This window comes from Sphaerimonospora sp. CA-214678 (assembly GCF_050942215.1).
GTDB lineage: Bacteria > Actinomycetota > Actinomycetes > Streptosporangiales > Streptosporangiaceae > Sphaerimonospora.
This window is the reverse complement of sequence record NZ_CP192056.1, coordinates 107,244-125,304: the sequence shown is the minus strand read 5'-3', so window position 1 is coordinate 125,304 and position 18,061 is coordinate 107,244. Positions and strand designations below refer to the sequence as shown.

Annotated in this window: 13 protein-coding genes and 1 pseudogene; 9 read left to right on the top strand and 5 right to left on the bottom strand. The window is 66.8% G+C overall.

Annotation, left to right across the window (positions count from 1 at the left end):
- Window positions 1–251 precede the first annotated feature (251 nt).
- The gene (locus tag ACQP1K_RS00560) at window positions 252–551 is read right to left on the bottom strand and encodes a hypothetical protein (RefSeq protein ID WP_433498892.1); all 300 of its coding nucleotides are present in this window, start codon (window positions 549–551) and stop codon (window positions 252–254) included.
- Window positions 552–747: 196 nt separating this feature from the next.
- Here ACQP1K_RS00560 and ACQP1K_RS00555 point away from each other — a divergent pair, with 196 nt between their 5' ends.
- From ACQP1K_RS00555 to ACQP1K_RS00540, 4 genes are all read left to right on the top strand, one after another.
- A complete protein-coding gene (locus ACQP1K_RS00555) occupies window positions 748–2,178 on the top strand; it encodes an RICIN domain-containing protein (protein WP_433498891.1) in 1,431 nt (476 codons plus the stop codon).
- Window positions 2,179–2,409: 231 nt separating this feature from the next.
- Complete coding sequence (locus ACQP1K_RS00550) at window positions 2,410–3,864, top strand: AAA family ATPase (protein WP_433498890.1); 1,455 nt, start codon at window positions 2,410–2,412, stop codon at window positions 3,862–3,864.
- 68 nt (window positions 3,865–3,932) lie between these two features.
- A complete protein-coding gene (locus tag ACQP1K_RS00545) occupies window positions 3,933–5,261 on the top strand; it encodes a nicotinate phosphoribosyltransferase (protein ID WP_433498889.1) in 1,329 nt (442 codons plus the stop codon).
- Window positions 5,262–5,373: 112 nt separating this feature from the next.
- Window positions 5,374–6,243: a universal stress protein gene (locus tag ACQP1K_RS00540; RefSeq protein ID WP_433498888.1), complete on the top strand. Its 870-nt coding sequence runs from the start codon at window positions 5,374–5,376 to the stop codon at window positions 6,241–6,243.
- A 215-nt stretch (window positions 6,244–6,458) separates the two neighbouring features.
- On the opposite strand, the pseudogene ACQP1K_RS00535 reads toward ACQP1K_RS00540, so the two are convergent.
- A pseudogene (locus ACQP1K_RS00535) lies at window positions 6,459–6,845 on the bottom strand (RNA-guided endonuclease InsQ/TnpB family protein); the annotation flags it as partial.
- On the opposite strand from ACQP1K_RS00535, the gene ACQP1K_RS00530 reads away from it, so the two are divergent.
- Window positions 6,733–6,972, top strand: a complete 240-nt coding sequence (locus tag ACQP1K_RS00530) for a DUF1918 domain-containing protein (RefSeq protein WP_433498887.1) — start codon at window positions 6,733–6,735, stop codon at window positions 6,970–6,972. The pseudogene ACQP1K_RS00535 and the gene ACQP1K_RS00530 overlap by 113 nt on opposite strands.
- A gap of 32 nt (window positions 6,973–7,004) precedes the next feature.
- Here ACQP1K_RS00530 and ACQP1K_RS00525 read toward each other — a convergent pair whose 3' ends face one another.
- The 3 genes from ACQP1K_RS00525 to ACQP1K_RS00515 all read right to left on the bottom strand — a co-directional run bounded on the left by ACQP1K_RS00525 (window position 7,005) and on the right by ACQP1K_RS00515 (window position 10,076).
- Window positions 7,005–7,940, bottom strand: coding sequence for a ribose-phosphate diphosphokinase (locus ACQP1K_RS00525; protein ID WP_433498886.1), 936 nt, complete (start codon window positions 7,938–7,940; stop codon window positions 7,005–7,007).
- A gap of 48 nt (window positions 7,941–7,988) precedes the next feature.
- Window positions 7,989–9,311, bottom strand: a complete 1,323-nt coding sequence (locus ACQP1K_RS00520) for a phosphoribosyltransferase family protein (protein WP_433498885.1) — start codon at window positions 9,309–9,311, stop codon at window positions 7,989–7,991.
- A gap of 165 nt (window positions 9,312–9,476) precedes the next feature.
- Window positions 9,477–10,076 (bottom strand): CBS domain-containing protein, encoded by a 600-nt coding sequence (locus ACQP1K_RS00515; protein WP_433498884.1) that lies wholly within the window; start codon window positions 10,074–10,076, stop codon window positions 9,477–9,479.
- Window positions 10,077–10,228: 152 nt separating this feature from the next.
- Here ACQP1K_RS00515 and ppsA point away from each other — a divergent pair, with 152 nt between their 5' ends.
- The 4 genes from ppsA (at window position 10,229) to ACQP1K_RS00495 (ending at window position 18,040) form a co-directional block, all read left to right on the top strand.
- Entirely contained in the window at window positions 10,229–12,640 is a 2,412-nt protein-coding gene (gene ppsA, locus ACQP1K_RS00510; RefSeq protein WP_433498883.1) for a phosphoenolpyruvate synthase, read from the top strand.
- 178 nt (window positions 12,641–12,818) lie between these two features.
- Complete coding sequence (gene fbp, locus ACQP1K_RS00505) at window positions 12,819–13,937, top strand: fructose-1,6-bisphosphate aldolase/phosphatase (RefSeq protein WP_433498882.1); 1,119 nt, start codon at window positions 12,819–12,821, stop codon at window positions 13,935–13,937.
- 302 nt (window positions 13,938–14,239) lie between these two features.
- On the top strand, window positions 14,240–15,589 hold the full coding sequence (locus ACQP1K_RS00500; protein WP_433498881.1) for a tyrosine-type recombinase/integrase: 1,350 nt from the start codon (window positions 14,240–14,242) through the stop codon (window positions 15,587–15,589).
- Window positions 15,590–15,952: 363 nt separating this feature from the next.
- Window positions 15,953–18,040 (top strand): AIPR family protein, encoded by a 2,088-nt coding sequence (locus tag ACQP1K_RS00495; protein WP_433498880.1) that lies wholly within the window; start codon window positions 15,953–15,955, stop codon window positions 18,038–18,040.
- Window positions 18,041–18,061: the final 21 nt, after the last annotated feature.

Here is an 18,061-nt window from a genome sequence, read left to right as displayed (position 1 = left end):
CGCCATATCGTTGAGCCAACGCATTCCCCTTCGAGGCGCCCTCGCCATCATCGACGGGCCAGGGCTTTCCGTGCCGAGCCGCCGATGCCGTGCGTCTGACTCCGGGTATTGACCGCGCGGATGTTATCGCTCACACTGTGGTAATACCGATGCGACCTTCAACTTCCACCGCGGATACGGAATGCGCGTTCAACACCCCGGAGATGCGCACCCAGTGCCCCACCGAACAAGGCGGCCCTTCCGCGTAACTATCAGCGCTGACATTCGTTGGAGCTCTGATGCAGTCCCCCCAGCCGAACCGGCGACGACTGCCGCAGGCCGCCGGTGAGGCCGTCGCCGGCGAGCGCTCCCGGGCACCCGGCGCCATCGCAGGTCGCCTGACCAGCAGCGCGCTGGAGAACCTCGATCGCGGATCTCTCCGGCACCTCGTAACGCCCCCCGTGGCGCAGGGGGCCGCCCACGGCAGGGGCGTTTCCCACCTGCCCGGCCCGCCGCGCGACGAAGCCGTCGACGTACGTCACCACCGCCGTCGCCACGTAGCGATTTCCCATGCGCCGATCCTGCTGTCGGAACAGCACGATGCCCGGACGTATGTCGGCAACACGATGTGCACAGGTGAAAGTTCGACCCAGCGATTCAGATCTACTGATTGGACGTTTCATGGCACTAAGCACGACGTCCGATGGTCACTCATCAGGACAATCGCGGAGCATCCGGCCGTTACGCAGGTTACTGATCGCCCTTGTGGTGACCGCACTCACCTCGGTGGCGGCCATCGTCCCCGCGCCGCCGGCCAATGCCGCCACCAGCCAATTCCGCGGCATGAACTGGGCCGTGCTGGGTGACAACTTCAGCACCGGCACGCTCGTCCTGCATGGCCTGAGCCGATCGGACAGCAACGCGACGGTACGGGCCAAGGCCGGCGCCCTCTACGACCACATGGCCTCCACCATGGGGGTCAACACCGTCCGGTTGCCCATCAACACGCACACCGTGGCCGACACGACCTGGTGGAACGCCTACCGCGGCGCCATCGACGCCGCCACCGACCGTGGATTCAAGGTCATCCTGGCCTATTGGGAGGACGGTGCCGCCTCCGGCGGCAGGATCACGAACCTCGCCGCATGGAACACGATGTGGTCCAGCGTGATCAACACGTACGGCTCGAACAGCAACGTCTACTTCGAGCCGATGAACGAGCCGCACGGCTACACGTCGGCGGACTGGCGCAACGTCGCGGCGAACTGGCTCAGCTCCCATCCCTCGGCGGCGCCCGGCCGGGTGCTCATCGGCGGCACCGGCTTCAGCCAGGACCTGCGGGACATCTGTAACGACAGCCGCTTCAACTCGACGCTGCTGTCCTTCCACTATTACGCCTTCTTCTACGGCGCGATGACCTACGACGCCTTCCGAAGCCACATTCAGACGCTTTTGGGCAACTGCGCCTCCCGCGCGGTCGCGACCGAGTTCGGCGCGCCGATGTCCACCGGCCTCAACTACGGCGACGCGAACAGCACCGAGAACTTCGTGCGCTACCTCCGCGCCGTGGCCCAGGTCATGCGTGACAACCAGATGGGCGGCACCTACTGGCCGGCCCTGGGCGGCAAGATAACCGCGGGCCTCGGCTACGACCACTACTCGATGTTCGCTCTGGGCGGCAGCGGCACCAATCTCACATTGACCATACGCAACGCCTCCGGCGCCGACCGGATCCGGTACGCCTGGGGCGACGACGTCGGCGGCTCCACCCCTCCGCCGCAGACGTTCTACAGGATCAACGTGCGCCACAGCGGCAAGGCCATGGACGTCCAACGGGCGAGCACCGACAACGGCGCGCGCGTCATCCAGTACACCTACGGCGGCAACCCATGGCAGCAGTGGCAGTTCCAGGACGCCGGCAGCGGCTACTGGCGCATCGTCAGCCGCCACAGCGGAAAGTGTCTCGACGTGGTGAGCGCTTCGACCGCCGACGGCGCCGAACTCATCCAGTACACCTGTGGCACCGGCACCAATCAGCAGTTCCAGATGGTCGTCAACGGTGACTACTTTCAGCTCCGGGCACGGCACAGCGGCAAATGCGTGGACGTACCGGCCGCGTCGACCGCGGATGATGTGATCCTCAAGCAGTATCCGTGCAACACCGGCGCCAACCAGCAGTGGTCACGCACGGCCGTCTGACGGCCGTCTCGACGTGACCGCGGACTCGAGGAACACCCCTCACGCCCCGGTGCCGATCTCGTGCTGTGCGCTCGGTGCCGGGGATCCGGATCGCGGCGTCGCGCGGTCGCCCCGTACCCGTATTCGATGCCGGAGCAGCGGGGATATCCATTCAGCACGCCGGTGAGGGGTCTCGGGGCGGGGGTGTTACGGATGGGGCCGTGGGCACGGGTCAAAGAGACGCACGCCGGCGTGGTGATCCTTCTGGGAGGGCACGCGTACAAGCTGAAGAAGCCGGTGGACCTGGGCTTTCTGGACTTCACCACGCTGGAGACCCGGCGCAGGGTCTGTCAGGAGGAGGTGCGGCTCAACCGCAGGCTGGCGCCGGACGTCTACGAAGGGGTGGCCGACATGGTCGGGCCTGACGGGCGGGTCTGCGAGCACCTCATCGTGATGCGGCGGATGCCCGACGAGCGCCGCCTGTCCGCCCTAGTCCGCGCAGGCGAATCCGTGGAGGCGCCGCTGCGCCAGGTCGCCCGGATGGTCGCGAGCCTGCACGCCGGTTCGCCGCATGGCCCGTGGATCGACGAGCAGGGGACCGGCGCGGCGCTCCGGTCCCGCTGGGTCGCGAGCTTCACCGAAGTCGGGGAGCTGCCCGACCCGGTCCTCGACGCCGGGATACGCGGCGAGATCGAGCGGCTCACACTGCGCTTCATCGAGGGCCGGGAGCCCCTGTTCGCCACCCGTGTCGCGGCGGGCCGGATCGTGGACGGCCATGGCGACCTGCTCGCCGACGACATCTTCTGCCTGGACGACGGACCGCGGATTCTCGACTGCCTGGAGTTCGACGACCGGTTCCGCTTCCTCGACGGCCTGGACGACGCGGCGTTCCTCGCGATGGATCTGGAACGGCTGGGCGCGCCGCGGCTCGCCGAGCTGTTCCTGCGCTGGTATGCCGAGTTCTCCGGCGATCCGGCCCCGCCGTCGCTCTGGCATCACTACGTCGCCTACCGTGCCTTCGTCCGCACCAAGGTCGCCTGCTTCCGGCACGGGCAGGGGGCGCCCGGCGCCGCGGGGGAGGCACATGATCTGGCGGAGCTGACGCTGCGCCATCTGCGGGCGGGCACGATCACCCTGGTCCTCGTCGGCGGGATGCCGGCGACCGGCAAGTCGACCCTGAGCGCGGCCATCGCCGGCCGGCTCGGTCACACGCTGCTGGGCAGCGACCGTGTCCGTAAGGAGCTCGCCGGCATCCCGCCCCACCAGCCCGCGCCCGCCCCCTTCGGCGAAGGCATCTACCGCGCGGATCTGACCGAGCGGACCTACGCCGAGCTGCTGTCCCGGGCCGAAAGGCTGCTCGGCCACGGTGACTCGGCCATCCTCGACGCATCCTGGACCGATGCCACGCACCGCGCCGCCGCGGAACGACTTGCCCGGCGCACCTCCAGCGATCTCATAGCGCTGCGCTGCACCGCACCGCCGTCCGTCACCGCCGAACGGCTCGCCCGCCGTACCGGCGGCATATCCGACGCCGACCAGGCGATCGCCGAGGCCATGACCGCGAGAACGACGCCCTGGCCGGAGGCCGCGGAGATCGACACGGGCGTCTCCCCCGAGTGGGCACTGGAGCGGGCGATCGCGGCGATTCACGCCGGCCACGCCGGAATCACCCGGCGGTTCCGCCGCCCACGGATGGAACCGGACTGAGCCGGCCCGGCGGGGGCCGTACGGCGGGGAGCGGCGCATCGCGACGGGCGGAGATCGAGGAGGGGGCCATGGCCAGCGGGCTGCTCACCGACCTGTACGAGCTCAACATGGTGGCGAGCTACCTTCGCCGCGGCATGACTGATACGGCGACCTTCAGCCTGTTCGTCCGGAAGCTACCGCCGGATCGAGGCTTTCTCATCACAGCCGGCCTGGACGACTGCCTGACCTTCCTGGAGGGCTTCCACTTCACCGGCCCCGAGCTGGACTACCTCGAAACTCTCGGACCGTACGGCCGCGATCTGCTGCGGTTCCTGGAGGGCATGCACTTCACCGGCGACGTGTGGGCGGTTCCGGAGGGAACCGTGCTGTTCGCCGATGAGCCGATCCTCGAGGTGAGCGCCCCGATCGCCGAGGCCCAGATCGTGGAGACCATGCTGCTCAACCGCGTGACCTTCCAGACGGCCGTGGCGACCAAGGCCGCCCGATGCGTGCTCGCCGCCGGCCGATCGCGCCTGGTGGACTTCGCCTTCCGACGATCCCAGGGCGTCGACGCCGCCATGTCGGTGGCACGGGCCTCGGCGATCGCCGGTTTCTTCGCCACCAGCAACGTCGAGGCGGCCCGCCGGTACGGCCTGCGCCCGGTGGGCACGATGGCGCATTCGTACGTCCAGGCCTTCGGCGACGACGAGGCCGCCTTCGCGGCGTTCGCAGCCGATCTTCCCGGCGTGAACACCTTCCTCGTGGACACCTACGACACCCTGGACGGGGTGCGGGCGGCCATCGCCGTCGCGCGGCGGATGCGCCTGCCCGGACGCATCGCCGTACGGCTCGACTCCGGCGATCTGGCGGACCTGGCGTGGCAGAGCCGGCGGATGCTGGACGAGGCGGGCCTGCACGATGCGGAGATCTTCGCCAGTGGCGGGCTGGACGAGCACGCCATCGCCGAGCTCGTACGGCAGGGCGCCCCGATCGATCTCTACGCCGTCGGCACGAAGGTGGGCGTGTCAGCCGACGCGCCCTCGCTCAACAGCGCGTACAAGCTGGTCGACTACGGCGGGCAGCCGGTGATGAAACTCTCCGCGGGGAAGATCAACTCCCCGGGGGCCAAGCAGGTCTTCCGCGGGGAGACTCGCGACGTCATCGGTCTGCGCGACGAGCCCGTGCCGCCCGGTCACCGTCCCCTCCTGGTCCCGGTGATGACGGCCGGACGCAGGATCACCGCGCCCGAGTCGATCACGGCGATGCGCGACCGCTGCGCCGACGGCCTCGCTCACCTGCCGGCCTCCGCGCGCGTGCTGCGCGATCCGCAGCCGGTCAAGGCTCGCCACAGCGAACGGCTCGCCCTGCTCACCCGCCGCACGCGCGAGGAGATCCAGGTGAAGATGACGGCGAGGTAGCGCTCGCGAGCGCTACCGCGGGAGAACCTTTGCCTGTCTTCGACATCGCCACCGCCGAGTCCGTGGTGCGCTGGTAAAGGCCTTCGGCTGGTAGCGGGAAGGAGACGGAGCCATGCGGCAGATGGAGAAACCGATCACCGTGGGGGCCGACGGCTCTCCGTCCTCGCTCGACGCAGCCGCCTGGGCGGGCGAGGAGGCCGCGCTGCGCGGTGCGCCGGTGCACGTCATCCATGCGGCGCTGGAGTGGACGTACTACGTTCCGCTCACCCCGCAGCCGGAACCCTGGGGACCCGCTCAAGCCGAAGCAGTTCAGGAGCTGCTGCAGAAAGCGGCCAATCGGGCCCGGGTAGGTCATCCAGACGTGCAGGTCACCACCGAGGTCGTCGACAGCGGCCCATGGGACGCGCTGGTGGCCGCAGCGGAGAGCGCTCAGATGATCGTCGTCGGCAGCCGGGGCCTCGGCGGATTCACCGGGCTGCTGCTGGGATCGGTGAGCCGGCACGTGGTCACGCGGGCGACGTGCCCGGCGGTGGTCGTGCGGGAGCCGCGCGCCCACTCCACGGGAGAGATCGTCGCGGGCGTGACCGGCAGATCCGACCAGGTTCCGGTCCTGAACTTCGCCTTCAGGGAAGCCGAGTTGCGGGGCGCCTCACTGCGCCTGCTGCACGCGTGGATCCCGCCGGCCGTCCCCACCCTCGGCGGCGCGCCCCCCATCACAAGCGACCTGGATGCCATCGGCAGGAGCGAGCAGATCCTGCTAGCCGAGGCCGCGGCGGGATGGCAGGACAAGTTCCCCGACGTCCGGGTGATCCATGAGGTCGTATGCGAGCATCCGGCCAAGGCGCTGATCGACGCATCCGCCGAACATGATCTCACCGTTATCGGGGCGCACGGCGGCCTGCGCGCCATGCTCGGGATGGGGTCCATCGCACATGCGCTCGTCCATCACGCACGCGGTCCGGTCGTCGTCGTACGCCATTGAGGCGACGCGCTGCCCTTCGGCTCCCACCTGGATCGCATCCGGGAGGCGATCGCCGATCCGGCCAGGTCGGCCACGAAAACCGTGCCGGCATGTGTGCGGCGTCACGCCAGCCGAGCGATCATTGACGCGCTCCCCAGTCTGAAGGCTGGGGATTCAGCCCGTGCCGCGCGTGTGGCACCTCTGTGGCTTCCTGTTTCATCGGGTCCTGCCCTCCGCTAAGCGGCAGGTCTTACGATCCCTCCGCAGGCGTTTAGCCTGTCCGCCCGTCCGGCGGCCAGGATGTTCTTCGCTGCGTTGACTTCGGCGAAGTGGCGGCCGTATCGGGCCGCCTTGTACTCCAGCATGCTCACGAACTGCGACCAGCCCGCATCGTGAACGGACTTGGCAAGGCGGGTACGGCCGAGGCCGGACACGGCAAGGTTCTCCACGTACACCGCTTGGTTGTCGCGGATGATCTGGGTGGAGAGCTTGTGTGCCCAGTCACGGCGCGTGTCGGCCACCCCGGCATGTGCCTTGGCGACTTTGGCCCTTGCCTTCTGGCGGTTCGCTGAGCCTTTCTCCTTACGGGAGAGTTCCTGCTGTGCCTTGCGCAGGCGTCGCTTGCACAATCCTGACGGGTCGCCTCCCTACACGGTGCATTGGCTCGATGAGGAGAAACACGAGACTCTCTTCTTCCCCGGGCCGGAAGCGCACATCGAGCACCGTCCGGGAAGCCGACGCGAGGGGTGATATCCGTCTCCGATCGACCTGAGACGCCCTCGTCATGCGTGGACCAGTAGGTCGTCCAGCGGCTCGTCGCGATGCAGGCGTCCGATGGCGTCAGCGAGCAGGGGGGCAACCGAGCACACGCTGAGCCGCAACGCCGGCCTGTCACGCTGCGGGATGGTGTCGGCGACCACGAGCCGCCCGATCGGCGGGCGGCCGAGTCGCTGCTCCGCCGCCTCGACGAACAGTCCGTGCGTTGCGGCCACGGTGATCTCCGGTCCCGCGCCGTGGTCCAGCAGGACCTGAACGGCGGCCTCGATGGTGCCACCCGTGCTGATCATGTCGTCCACGATGACCGCTGGACGACCGTGGACCTCCCCGATGAGCTCCTCGGCCGCGACGCTCGTCCCGGTCAGTCTGATCTTGCGGACCACCGCGACGGGGCTGGACAGCAGTCTGCCGTGGTGCTGTGCGATCTTGACCGCGCCGAGGTCCGGTGCGACCACGACGGCCCCGCTCGGCACCTTCTCTCTCAGAGCGCGTGCCAGGACGGGTACGGCCGTGAGCATCTCCACGGGGATTCCGCAGATCGCCTCCAACGCGACCGTGTGCGGGTCCACCACGATCAGCCGGTGCGCCCCGGCCGAGGTAAGCGCATCCGCCATGACCCGGATGCCGATCGCGTCCCCGGACCGCCTGCGCCGGTCCTGCCGGGCGTACCCGAAGTAGGGCACCACCGCGGTCATCCGGTCGGCACCGGCCCGCCTGCACGCGTCGAGCAGCAGCAGCAACTCCACGACGTGATCGTTCACGGGCGGCCCGGTGTGCTGCACCAGGTAGAGGTCCGCGCCCCGCACCCCGTCGACGCTGGGCCGAAGTTCCCCGTCGGGGAAGCGTTCCAGGTCCGCCGAGACCGGCTCGGTGTCGAGCGCTGCCGCCACGGCGCCCGCGAGCGCACCGTCAGCGGATCCGGCCACGATTCGCAGGCTCATCACTCCCCCTGGCCCGACAGAGACATTCGCGCCCACGCCCGGTCGCGTTCACGCGGTGTAGGGCCGGAAGTGCTCGGCGAACCAGTCGCCCGCGAGTGAGGCGACCGTCTCAAGCGCTCCGGGCTCTTCGAACAGGTGCGTGGCACCGGGGACGATCTGAAGTGAGCTCTCGCACCGCAGCCGCTCCTGCGCCTTGCGGTTGAGATCGAGCACCACATCGTCGCGACCTCCCACGATCAGCAGGGTCGGAGCTTGCACGGCGGCCAGGCGTGGCCTGGCCAGATCGGGCCGGCCACCGCGGGAGACGATGGCGGCGATCTCACTGCCGGGTTCCGCCGCCGCCCACAGCGCGGCCGCCGCCCCCGTGCTGGCGCCGAAGTAGCCGATCGGGAGCCCTGCCGCCCGCGGCTGCCCGCCCAGCCAGTCGGTCACCCGAATGAGCCGTCCGGCCAGCAGGTCGATGTCGAACACATTGCCGCGGTCGATCTCCTCCTGCCGTGTGAGCAGGTCGAACAGCAGCGTTCCCAGCCTTGCCTGGTTGAACGCGGAGGCGACGTACCGGTTGCGCGGGCTGTGCCGGCTGCTGCCGCTGCCATGCACGAACACCACGATCCCACCGGCGTCCCTTGGCACGACCAGCCGACCGGGCAGCCGTACCGGCCCGGCGTCCACCTCGACGTCCTCCGCGAGGGCGTGCGGATGCGCCCCCGCCGTCGCCTCGGCACGGGCATGCTCGCGCGAGGCGGCCCGCCGCAGCAGCTCGACGACCTGATCGTCGGTCGTCTGGGTGAAATCCCGATACCAGAACCCGATCGCGAAGAAGGAAGCGGGAGTCTCCAGGCAGACCACCTCGTCGGCGATGTCACGCAGGCTCGCGACCGTCTCCGGAGCGCCGACGGGCACGGCCAGCACCACCCTCGAGGCGCCGCGCGCCCGCACGATCTGACACGCCGCCCGGGCGGTCCCGCCGGTGGCGATCCCGTCATCCACCACGATCACCCGACGGCCCGCCAGATCGACCGGAGCGCGATCCCCGCGGAAGCGTCGGGCCCGGCGCTCCACCTCGGCCTGCTCACGCCCCTCCACCCTCGCCATCTCGCCCGGTGTGAGACCGGCGAGCCGTACGACACTGGGATTGACGACGCGCACACCGCCCTCGCCGATCGCGCCGAACCCCAGCTCCGGCTGGTACGGCACGCCGAGTTTGCGGACCACGATCACATCCAAGGGCGCGTCAAGGGCAGTGGCCACCTCGAACGCCACCGGCACACCGCCGCGGGGCAGCCCCACGACGACCGCACCTTCGGCACCGGCCAGCCCGCGTAGCCTCTCGGCCAGACGAACACCCGCATCATGACGATCGAGAAACATCTGTGGTTACCTCTCAAGACCGCCGTCCACCTGGGACGCCGGGCCGTCTCACGGCCGACGTCGGGTCCCCTAGGTCCGTCCGTACCCGTATTCGACGCCTGGGCAGCGGGGATATGCATCCCGCGCGCCGGTGAAGGGTTTGTCGCCGGCCATGCGGTCGCCGCCTCAGGGTTTGTACACGACGTGGGTCACGCCTGGCACCGTGCCGGCGATGAGCTCGGCGATCCGGGCCGAACCGTCATCCCCTGCGCCGCCGTGCAGCTCGACGACCCCGTTGGTGACGGCCACCTCGAAGGACGCCGTCTCCGCCGAGGTCTCACGCAGGGCCGCGAGCACGTCGTCACGGATCCGGTCGTCACCGTGGGCGAGGATGCCCATCAGGTCTCGCCGGCTCACCATGCCCACCAGCTCGTCACCCCGCACGACCGGAACGCTCTTCATCCCCACAGTGATCATGAGTTCCACGAGGTCCAGGACCTCGGTGTCCTCCCGGACGGTTTTGACGTTCGGGCTCATGACGTCTTCGACCCCCAGGGTCGGCCGGGAGCCCGGCGGTGCCGAGAGGCGAAGGTAGGCACGGGGGTCGGCTTCGAACTCGCCGCGCAGCAGGTCCATCTCGCTGACGATCCCGACCATCCGGCCGTGCTCGTCGACCACCGGAGCGGCCGTGATGTCCTTCTCGTAAAGCAGGAGGACGGCCTGTTTCGCCGTCCATGTACGCGGCACCGTCATCACCGGTGTCGTCATCACCTCGCGGACCAACATGGCCCACCTCCTCACGCTTTCTCGCAGGTCATCCTTCCCATCACCACCGCCGATACCGGCAGGTCGGCCCGTCAGGACAGACAGGTGAACGGTGACATCGGGCGGAGAATGGGCAGGGCCTCAGCAGTCGGTCAGATGCGGCGGGGTGCGAGATGTCTCGATTGGTCGCTTGGTTTCCGGAGCTCAGCCGTACGGACGTCGCCCTGGTGGGCGGTAAGAACGCCGGCCTGGGCGAGCTGACACGCAACCTGGCCGAAGCCGGGGTCCGCGTGCCGGAGGGCTTCGCCGTCACGGCCGAGGCGTACCGCATGTTCATCGCGGAGAACGGGCTTCGCGACGTCATCGCCGGGCAGATCGACCGGCTGCACCGCGTGGATCGGCAAAACCGGGCCGACCGGCAGCACAGGGGTGCCACCCTTTCGGCCGTCGGCGCCGCGATCCGGGAGGCGATCTCGGCCGCACGACTCCCGTCCGCCCTGACCACCGCCGTCGAAGACGCCTACCACGAGCTGGCGGAGGCCCTCGGGCGTACGGATCCCGACGTGGCGGTGCGCAGCAGCGCGACCGCCGAGGACCTGCCGGAGGCCAGCTTCGCCGGGCAGCTGGAAAGTTTCCTCAACGTCACCGGAGTGACGCCGCTGCTCAACGCCTGCCTGCGCTGCTACGCCTCCCTGTTCACCGATCGGGCGATCAGCTACCGCGAGGACAACGGGTTCGACCACCTCGGCGTGGCGCTGTCCATCGGCGTGCAGCGCATGGTCCGCTCCGATTTGGGCGCCGCCGGGGTGATGTTCTCCATCGACACCGAGACGGGCTTCCCCCGATCCGTGCTGATCAACGCCTCGTGGGGGCTGGGTGAAACGGTGGTCGGCGGCCAGGTCGACCCCGACGAGTACGTCGTCTTCAAACCGCTGCTCCACGACAAGGATCTGTGTCCCGTCGTGGCCAGGACACGGGGGCGCAAGGAACGCAAGGTGGTATACGACGAGACGGGCGGGACCCGGCAGGTCTCCACCGGCGAAGCGGAGCAGATCCGATACACCCTGGACAATGGCGAGGTCGTTGCGCTGGCCCGATGGGCCGTGGCCATCGAGGATCGCTACGGCATGCCGATGGACATGGAATGGGCCAAGGACGGCAGGACCGGTGAGACCTTCATTGTTCAGGCCCGGCCGGAGACCGTCCAAGCCCGGAGGGAGGCCTCCCTGCTGCACTCCTATCGGCTCAGCGGCGAGCGCGGGAAGACACTGGTCAAGGGGCTGGCCATCGGCGACGCGATCGCGACCGGGCCGGTGTGCGGGCTCGACAGCGCGGCCCAGATCGACCGCTTCATCGACGGCGCCGTGCTGGTCACCCAGATCACCGATCCAGACTGGGAACCGATCATGAAGAGGGCCGCGGCGATCGTGACCGATCACGGCGGCCGCACCTCCCACGCCGCCATCGTCAGTCGCGAACTCGGCGTTCCCGCGGTCATCGGCACCGGAGACGCCACCGCCACGCTGCACGACGGGACGGCGGTCACCGTCTCCTGCGCCGAGGGCGACGAAGGCTTCATCTACGAAGGCGTACGAGACTACGAGGAAGCAGAGATAACCCTTGAGGGCATCGCGCGGACCCGGACCAAGGTGATGCTCAACCTCGCCAACCCGGCGGCGGCCTTCCGCTGGTGGCGGCTACCGGCCGACGGCGTCGGCCTGGCCAGGATGGAGTTCATCGTCGCCAACCACGTCAAGGTACACCCGATGGCCCTGGTCCACTTCGACCACCTGGAGGAGGACGCGCGCCGCCGGATCGCCGAGCTCACCTGCGGCTACGAAGCAGACCGGACCGAGTACTTCGTGGAGCGGCTGGCCAACGGCATCGCCCGCATCGCCGCCTCGCGCTGGCCTGACCCCGTGATCGTCCGTACCAGCGATTTCAAGACCAATGAGTACGCCCGGCTCATCGGCGGGAGCCGGTTCGAGCCGAGCGAGGAGAACCCGATGCTCGGATGGCGTGGCGCCAGTCGGTACTACACGGAGGGTTACCGCGCGGGGTTCGCCCTGGAGTGCCGTGCCCTGCGCCGGGTGAGGGACGAGGTCGGCCTCGGCAACGTGATCGTCATGATCCCGTTCTGCCGGACGGTCGAGGAAGCCGACCACGTCCTGCGGGTGATGGCCGAGGAGGGGCTGGAACGGGGACGCAATGGCCTGAAGGTGTACGCCATGGCGGAGATCCCCTCCAATGTCATCCTGGCCGAGGAGTTCGCCGACCGGTTCGACGGTTTCTCCGTCGGCAGCAACGACCTCACCCAGCTCACCCTGGGCGTCGACCGGGATTCGGCGGCCCTGGCGGGGCTCTTCGACGAGCGCGATCCGGCGGTGACCCGCAGCATCGAGCATCTCATCTCCGCCGCGCACACGAAGGACCGCAAGGTCGGGCTCTGCGGTCAACGCCCCAGCGACGACCCGGCGTTCGCCCGGTTCCTCGTCGAGGCGGGCATCGACTCGATCTCGATCGCTCCGGACAGCTTCTTCTCGGTCAAGGAAAACGTCGCGGCGGCGGAGCGGCTCGACCGCTGAGCAGCCCGGTCGCCGGACCAGGGAGTTTCGACGGGGACAAACCGGACAGGATTTCCAGACGGAGCGGCGGGCGACGTCCCGGGCGGCTCTCATGAGGCACGTGATCTCCGGGCTCTGCCGTCCCCTCTCGGAGGAGAGGTCCGTCGCGTCCGGCAGACGGCTAACGGGGGCGATCTCCATGATCACGTTGAGCATCATCAAGGCCGACACCGGAGGATTCGTAGGACATTCGGCGGTCCACCCGGACATGATGGACGAGGCGCGGCGCGAGATCGAACGGGCCAGAACCTCCGGGCTGCTCATCGACGGGGTCGTGGCCAGTTGCGGGGACGACATCTCGCTCATCATGACCCACAGCTATGGCTGCGACGCGGGTCTGATCCACTCCTTCGCCTGGGACACCTTCCAGGCCACCACCCACATCGCCAAAGAGCTCGGCCTGTACGGCGCCGGCCAGGACCTGCTGTCGGACGCCTTCTCCGGCAACCTGCGGGGGATGGGCCCGGGCTACGCCGAGCTGGAGTTCGAGGAGCGTCCGTCAGAACCGGTCCTGTGCTTCCTGGCCGACAAGACCGAGCCGGGGGCGTGGAACCTGCCGCTGTACAAGATGTTCGCCGACCCGTTCAACACCGCCGGTCTCGTGATCGACGAGAAGATGCACGCCGGGTTCGGCTTCGAGGTGTACGACCTGTACGAGGAGAAACGCATCGTCTTCGACTGCCCTTCCGACCTCTACGACATGCTGATGTACATCGGCGCGCCGGCCCGCTACGTCATCCACAGCGTCCGTTCCAAGACCCTGGACACGACGGCGGCAGCGACCAGCACCCAGCGGCTGTCCCTGATCGCCGGCAAGTACGTCGGGAAGGACGACCCGGTGATGATCGTCCGCTGCCAGTCGGGCCTGCCCGCCGTCGGCGAGGCGCTGGAGCCATTCGCCTTCTCGCACACGGTCGGCGGATGCATGCGCGGGTCGCACCACGCGCCGTTAATGCCGGTGCCGCTGGAGCACTCGCACACCTCGAGGTTCGACGGCCCGCCGCGCGTGGTCGCCCTGGGTTTCCAGGTTCACGAGGGCAGGCTGGTCGGCCCACGCGACATGTTCGACGATCCGGCCTTCGACCATGCCCGCGCCCAGGCCACCGAGGTCATGGACTACCTGCGGCGGCACGGCCCGTTCGAACCGCACCGGCTGCCGCTGGAGGATCTGGAGTACACGACCATGGCCTCCCTGACCAAGCGGCTCGCCCACCGCTGGACCTCGCTGACGACCGAGGTCGCGACGGCACCGACCTGATCGGTCGGCAAGGGTGACACGGTCGAACGACGGTCGAACGATCAAAAGGCCAGGTCCCGAATCTCGGGAACCTGGCTCTGAGCTGGGGTTTCGTGGTGGGGCTACCTGGACTCGAACCAGGGACCTCTTCCTTATCAGGGACCAGGAAACGTGTATGCGCACCCGTGGTCAGAGCCCAATCAGTGGGTAAACTCCCAGGTGAGAGGCATGATCGAATGCCCAGCGGTGACCACGCGTCACCCAGGGTGACGCTCAGTCTCACGGTCAAATGACGGTCAAACGATCAAGGAGGTGATCGCCGCTTGGGCTATTCCCGGAAGCGGGCCGGCCGCAACGGCAAACCGAGGTACACCGCCTACTACTTCGATATGAAGGGGATGGAGAAGTCCGCGGGTACCTTCTCGAACAAGAAGGACGCCGACGCGGCCTGGAAGAAGGCTGAGGCCAGGGTGTCCGAGGGCCGGGTGGGCGATCCGAAGCGAGGGCGCCAGCCGTTCGAGCGCTACGTGCTCGACGTATGGCTGCCGAACCATGAGATGGAGGCGACCACTCGGCAGAAGTACACCTACGCCATCCACAGACACCTGATCCCGGAGTTCGGGAACCTCAGGATGATCGACATCCTTCCTGAGCACGTACGCCAGTGGGTGGCCACCATGAAGAGGAACGGCACCTCGCCGGTGACCATCAAGAGCAACATGGTCATCCTCAGCGCCATCTTCACGACCGCACTTCACGACCAGGTGACCTACCTGCACCCCTGCAAGGGGGTGAAGACGCCGCCCGTCGTCCCGAAGCCGCTGACCATCATCACGCCCGAGCAGTTCAACACCCTGTACATGGCGCTCCCGGACAGCGACAGCCAGCTGCTGGTAGAGACCGCGATCGAGACCGGCCTGCGCTGGGGCGAGCTGACCGAACTCCGCGTCAGAGACCTCGACGTCCCCTCTCGGATCCTGACCATCAGCCGCGCCGTCGTCGAGGTCAACCCGAAGTTCCACCCGCAAGGCGAACGGTTTCTGGTCAAGCCGTACCCGAAGGACAAGGAGTTCCGCCGTTTCAAGCTGACGGCCCAGATCGTCATGAAGCTCCAAGCTCATGCCAAGGCCGAGAAGCTGGGCCGCAACGACCTGTTCTTCAGGTGGCATCATGACCCGACGCCGAGGAAGCGCGTACGCGTGGTCCCCGACCCTGACAAGCTCGGATACACCGAGCCGAATGCGGCCGGCCGGTCCTACAAGCATGGAACCTGTACCGCCTACACCAACGGCAGGTGCCGCTGCGAGCACTGCCGTACCGCATACGCCATCTACCGGGCCGAGCGACGGGCCCTCGGCAAAGACAACCCGCGGCAACCCCGGAACCGCGACACCGACGGTCACATCCCCGCCGACTGGTTCCGACGCCAGGTCTGGCAGAAGGCTCTCGCCGAGGCGGAGCTGGAGAGCAGGGTGCGGATCCACGACCTCCGCCACGCCCACGCCTCATGGCTGCTATCCGGCGGGGCAGACCTCCAGGTCGTGAAAGAACGTCTCGGCCATGCGTCTATCAAGACCACCGAGAAGTACCTGCACACCCTTGACGACGCCGACGAGACAGCACTCGACGCATTCACCAAGATCCGCAACCGCAGCGGGCGTCGAACATCCTGATACGGAATTTGGCTCGCTCCGGCGCTGGAACTTCGGAGGGAGCCTGGAATCCTGAGACACACACCGGGCCAGCTCACCCATACGCTGCGGGTGGAGAGAACATCCGACTGCTTGAGTTGTTTCGAGCGCTGCATAGCTTCGGTCTCTCCAGGGTCACGAACTCGGGCTATGCTTCCACGTAGCCACAAGTCCCTACGTGCTATCAATTCGTCCATTGCAGCCGAGGCGTAAGCTCACGTCCCAGAGTTACAATGGTGACCGCAATAGGGGCAACGGCAGGTTCGGCGTACAAGACGACCCCCGGGAGTAGGGATGAGCACAAAACGGTCAGCGAGTTCCAAACCTCCTACCCGGGTTCAGCACGTGCGCCAAGCGCTGCTACGTGACTATGCGGGACTGATCTATGAAGACGATTTGAAAGGTTACGATCAGCAGGGCCGAGAGCAGCGTTTCCTATCTCGCGCCTTGGCTGCGGCGGCGATCCGTGTGGTAAGTGGCTGTAACCATCAGCAAGCTGGGCTGGCAGTAATAGATGGTGAGCAGGACCAGGGTATCGATGCTGTAGGGGTGAGTGAGAGTTCGGCGGATGTGTGGCTAGTACAAGCCAAGTGGAGCGACACGGGTGGGGCCAAGCTAGACAAGGGTGAAGCTCTCAAGTTCATTGACGGATTACGATTGATCGATCAGCGCAACTTCACGTCCTTCAATGAACGGCTCACTCCCTTCATTGCTCCACTCGACGCTGCAATGGGTGACGGGCGGCTGAATATCACCCTCGTCATCGCACTGATGGGCGAAGGCATCCTCTCTGATTCGGTCACTGAAGTCCTGGAGAGGGCACGGTCGGACTTTCAGCACGACCTTGGACCGATGCTGAGCTATCGGATCCTGAATGTCGCAGACTTTCACCAGCAGTTGCGCAAAGACCTAGCACCCGATCCAGTCAACGTAGCGGCTACGATGACGAGCTGGATCTATCGTGTTACCCCGTTTGAAGCCTGGCAGGGGACTGTTGCAGCCCGGGATGTGGCGAACTGGTATGCCGAGCATGGCAACGCTCTATACGAACAGAACGTTCGAAACTCTCTCGGTCTTACCAGAATCAATTCTGGCATCAAGCAGACCATTCTCGAAGAGCCGGAGAATTTTTGGTACTTTAATAATGGCATCACGGTATTGTGTGATCACATTGAGCCTCATTGGCCAGGGCGTCGCCTGCCGAACGAGCCGGTTCAATTAAGCTTAAGTGGCGTCAGCGTCGTGAACGGTGCGCAAACCGTTACAGCCATCTATGAAGCGATGTCGCAGAATCCGGACAGCACCGAGAACGCAGATGTGACTGTTCGCGCCTTCTCACTCGGAGCAGATCGGGCGGTCTATGCCAAGAGGATCACTGAGACGACTAACACGCAGAACGACGTGTCGCGGAGAGATTTCATTGCCTTAGAGCCAGCGCAAGCGGAGATCCGCGAGGACTTCCTGCTGTCTCTGGGTAAGATTTACGTCTATAAGCGGGGTGAGGCGGACCCAGCGCCGGAGGCCGGCTGCTCGGTCGTACATGCTGCGATCGCTCTGGCTTGTGCTCACCGGAGTCCGGAACTTGCTGTGCGCGCTGGCCAAGACACCGATCTACTCTGGGAGCGCGGCACCGGCGGAGCTTATCCCCGCCTCTTCGGCGAGGTTCCCACTGCTCACCGCATTTGGCGCTTAGTGCAGGCGCAACGGGTGGTGGGCGAAGCCCTAACAAACCAGCGTAAGCAGTTGCATGGACGTGCTGCTGACATGGCACGACGTGGCGAAATGCTCATCACGCACCTCGTCTTTCAGCTCCTTGACCCGGACGAGATTGACGATCCAGACTTCGAGTGGCAGCTCGTCCTGGATCGCTTGCCAGGATTGACGGCTTCGGTGCTGTCTTGGTTGGTTCACCATTTGGATGCTGAGTATGGCAAAGGTTCCTTCCTCAGCAGCACATTTACAGACGAGACTCGCTGCAAGCACCTGGCGAAGCTTGTGCTCGAATATGTGAGGCGAGGTGAAGAAGTCCCCGAACTCGCCGAGGACTATAGAGCCCCCGCGGGGAAACCGCGCAGGCCACGTCGTCCCAATGCTGTGCCCACGCTCGTCAGTGCGGGGCGCCTGGCCGACGGCACACCGCTGACCTTCCGAGCCAAGAGTGACGCGGAGGAGAAGACTCTAGAGGGTTGGCTTGCGGAAGACCCTAGGCGGGCACGGGCTACGTGGGTAAACGATCGCGTAAAGTGTCTTTTGTGGACATATGACGGGGAGAGATACTCGGCCACTGGCCTCGTGAACCGAATCTGGGAACTGGCTGGCTACGAAGACTCTCCCAGCTCTGTGCGAGGCCCATCCCGATGGATACTAGATGGGAAAATTTCTCTTTCGGATCTTGCCCTGCAAGTGTCCGATGACGATATTGAAAAAAGATGACATTTCTGTTATTGGTAGGGA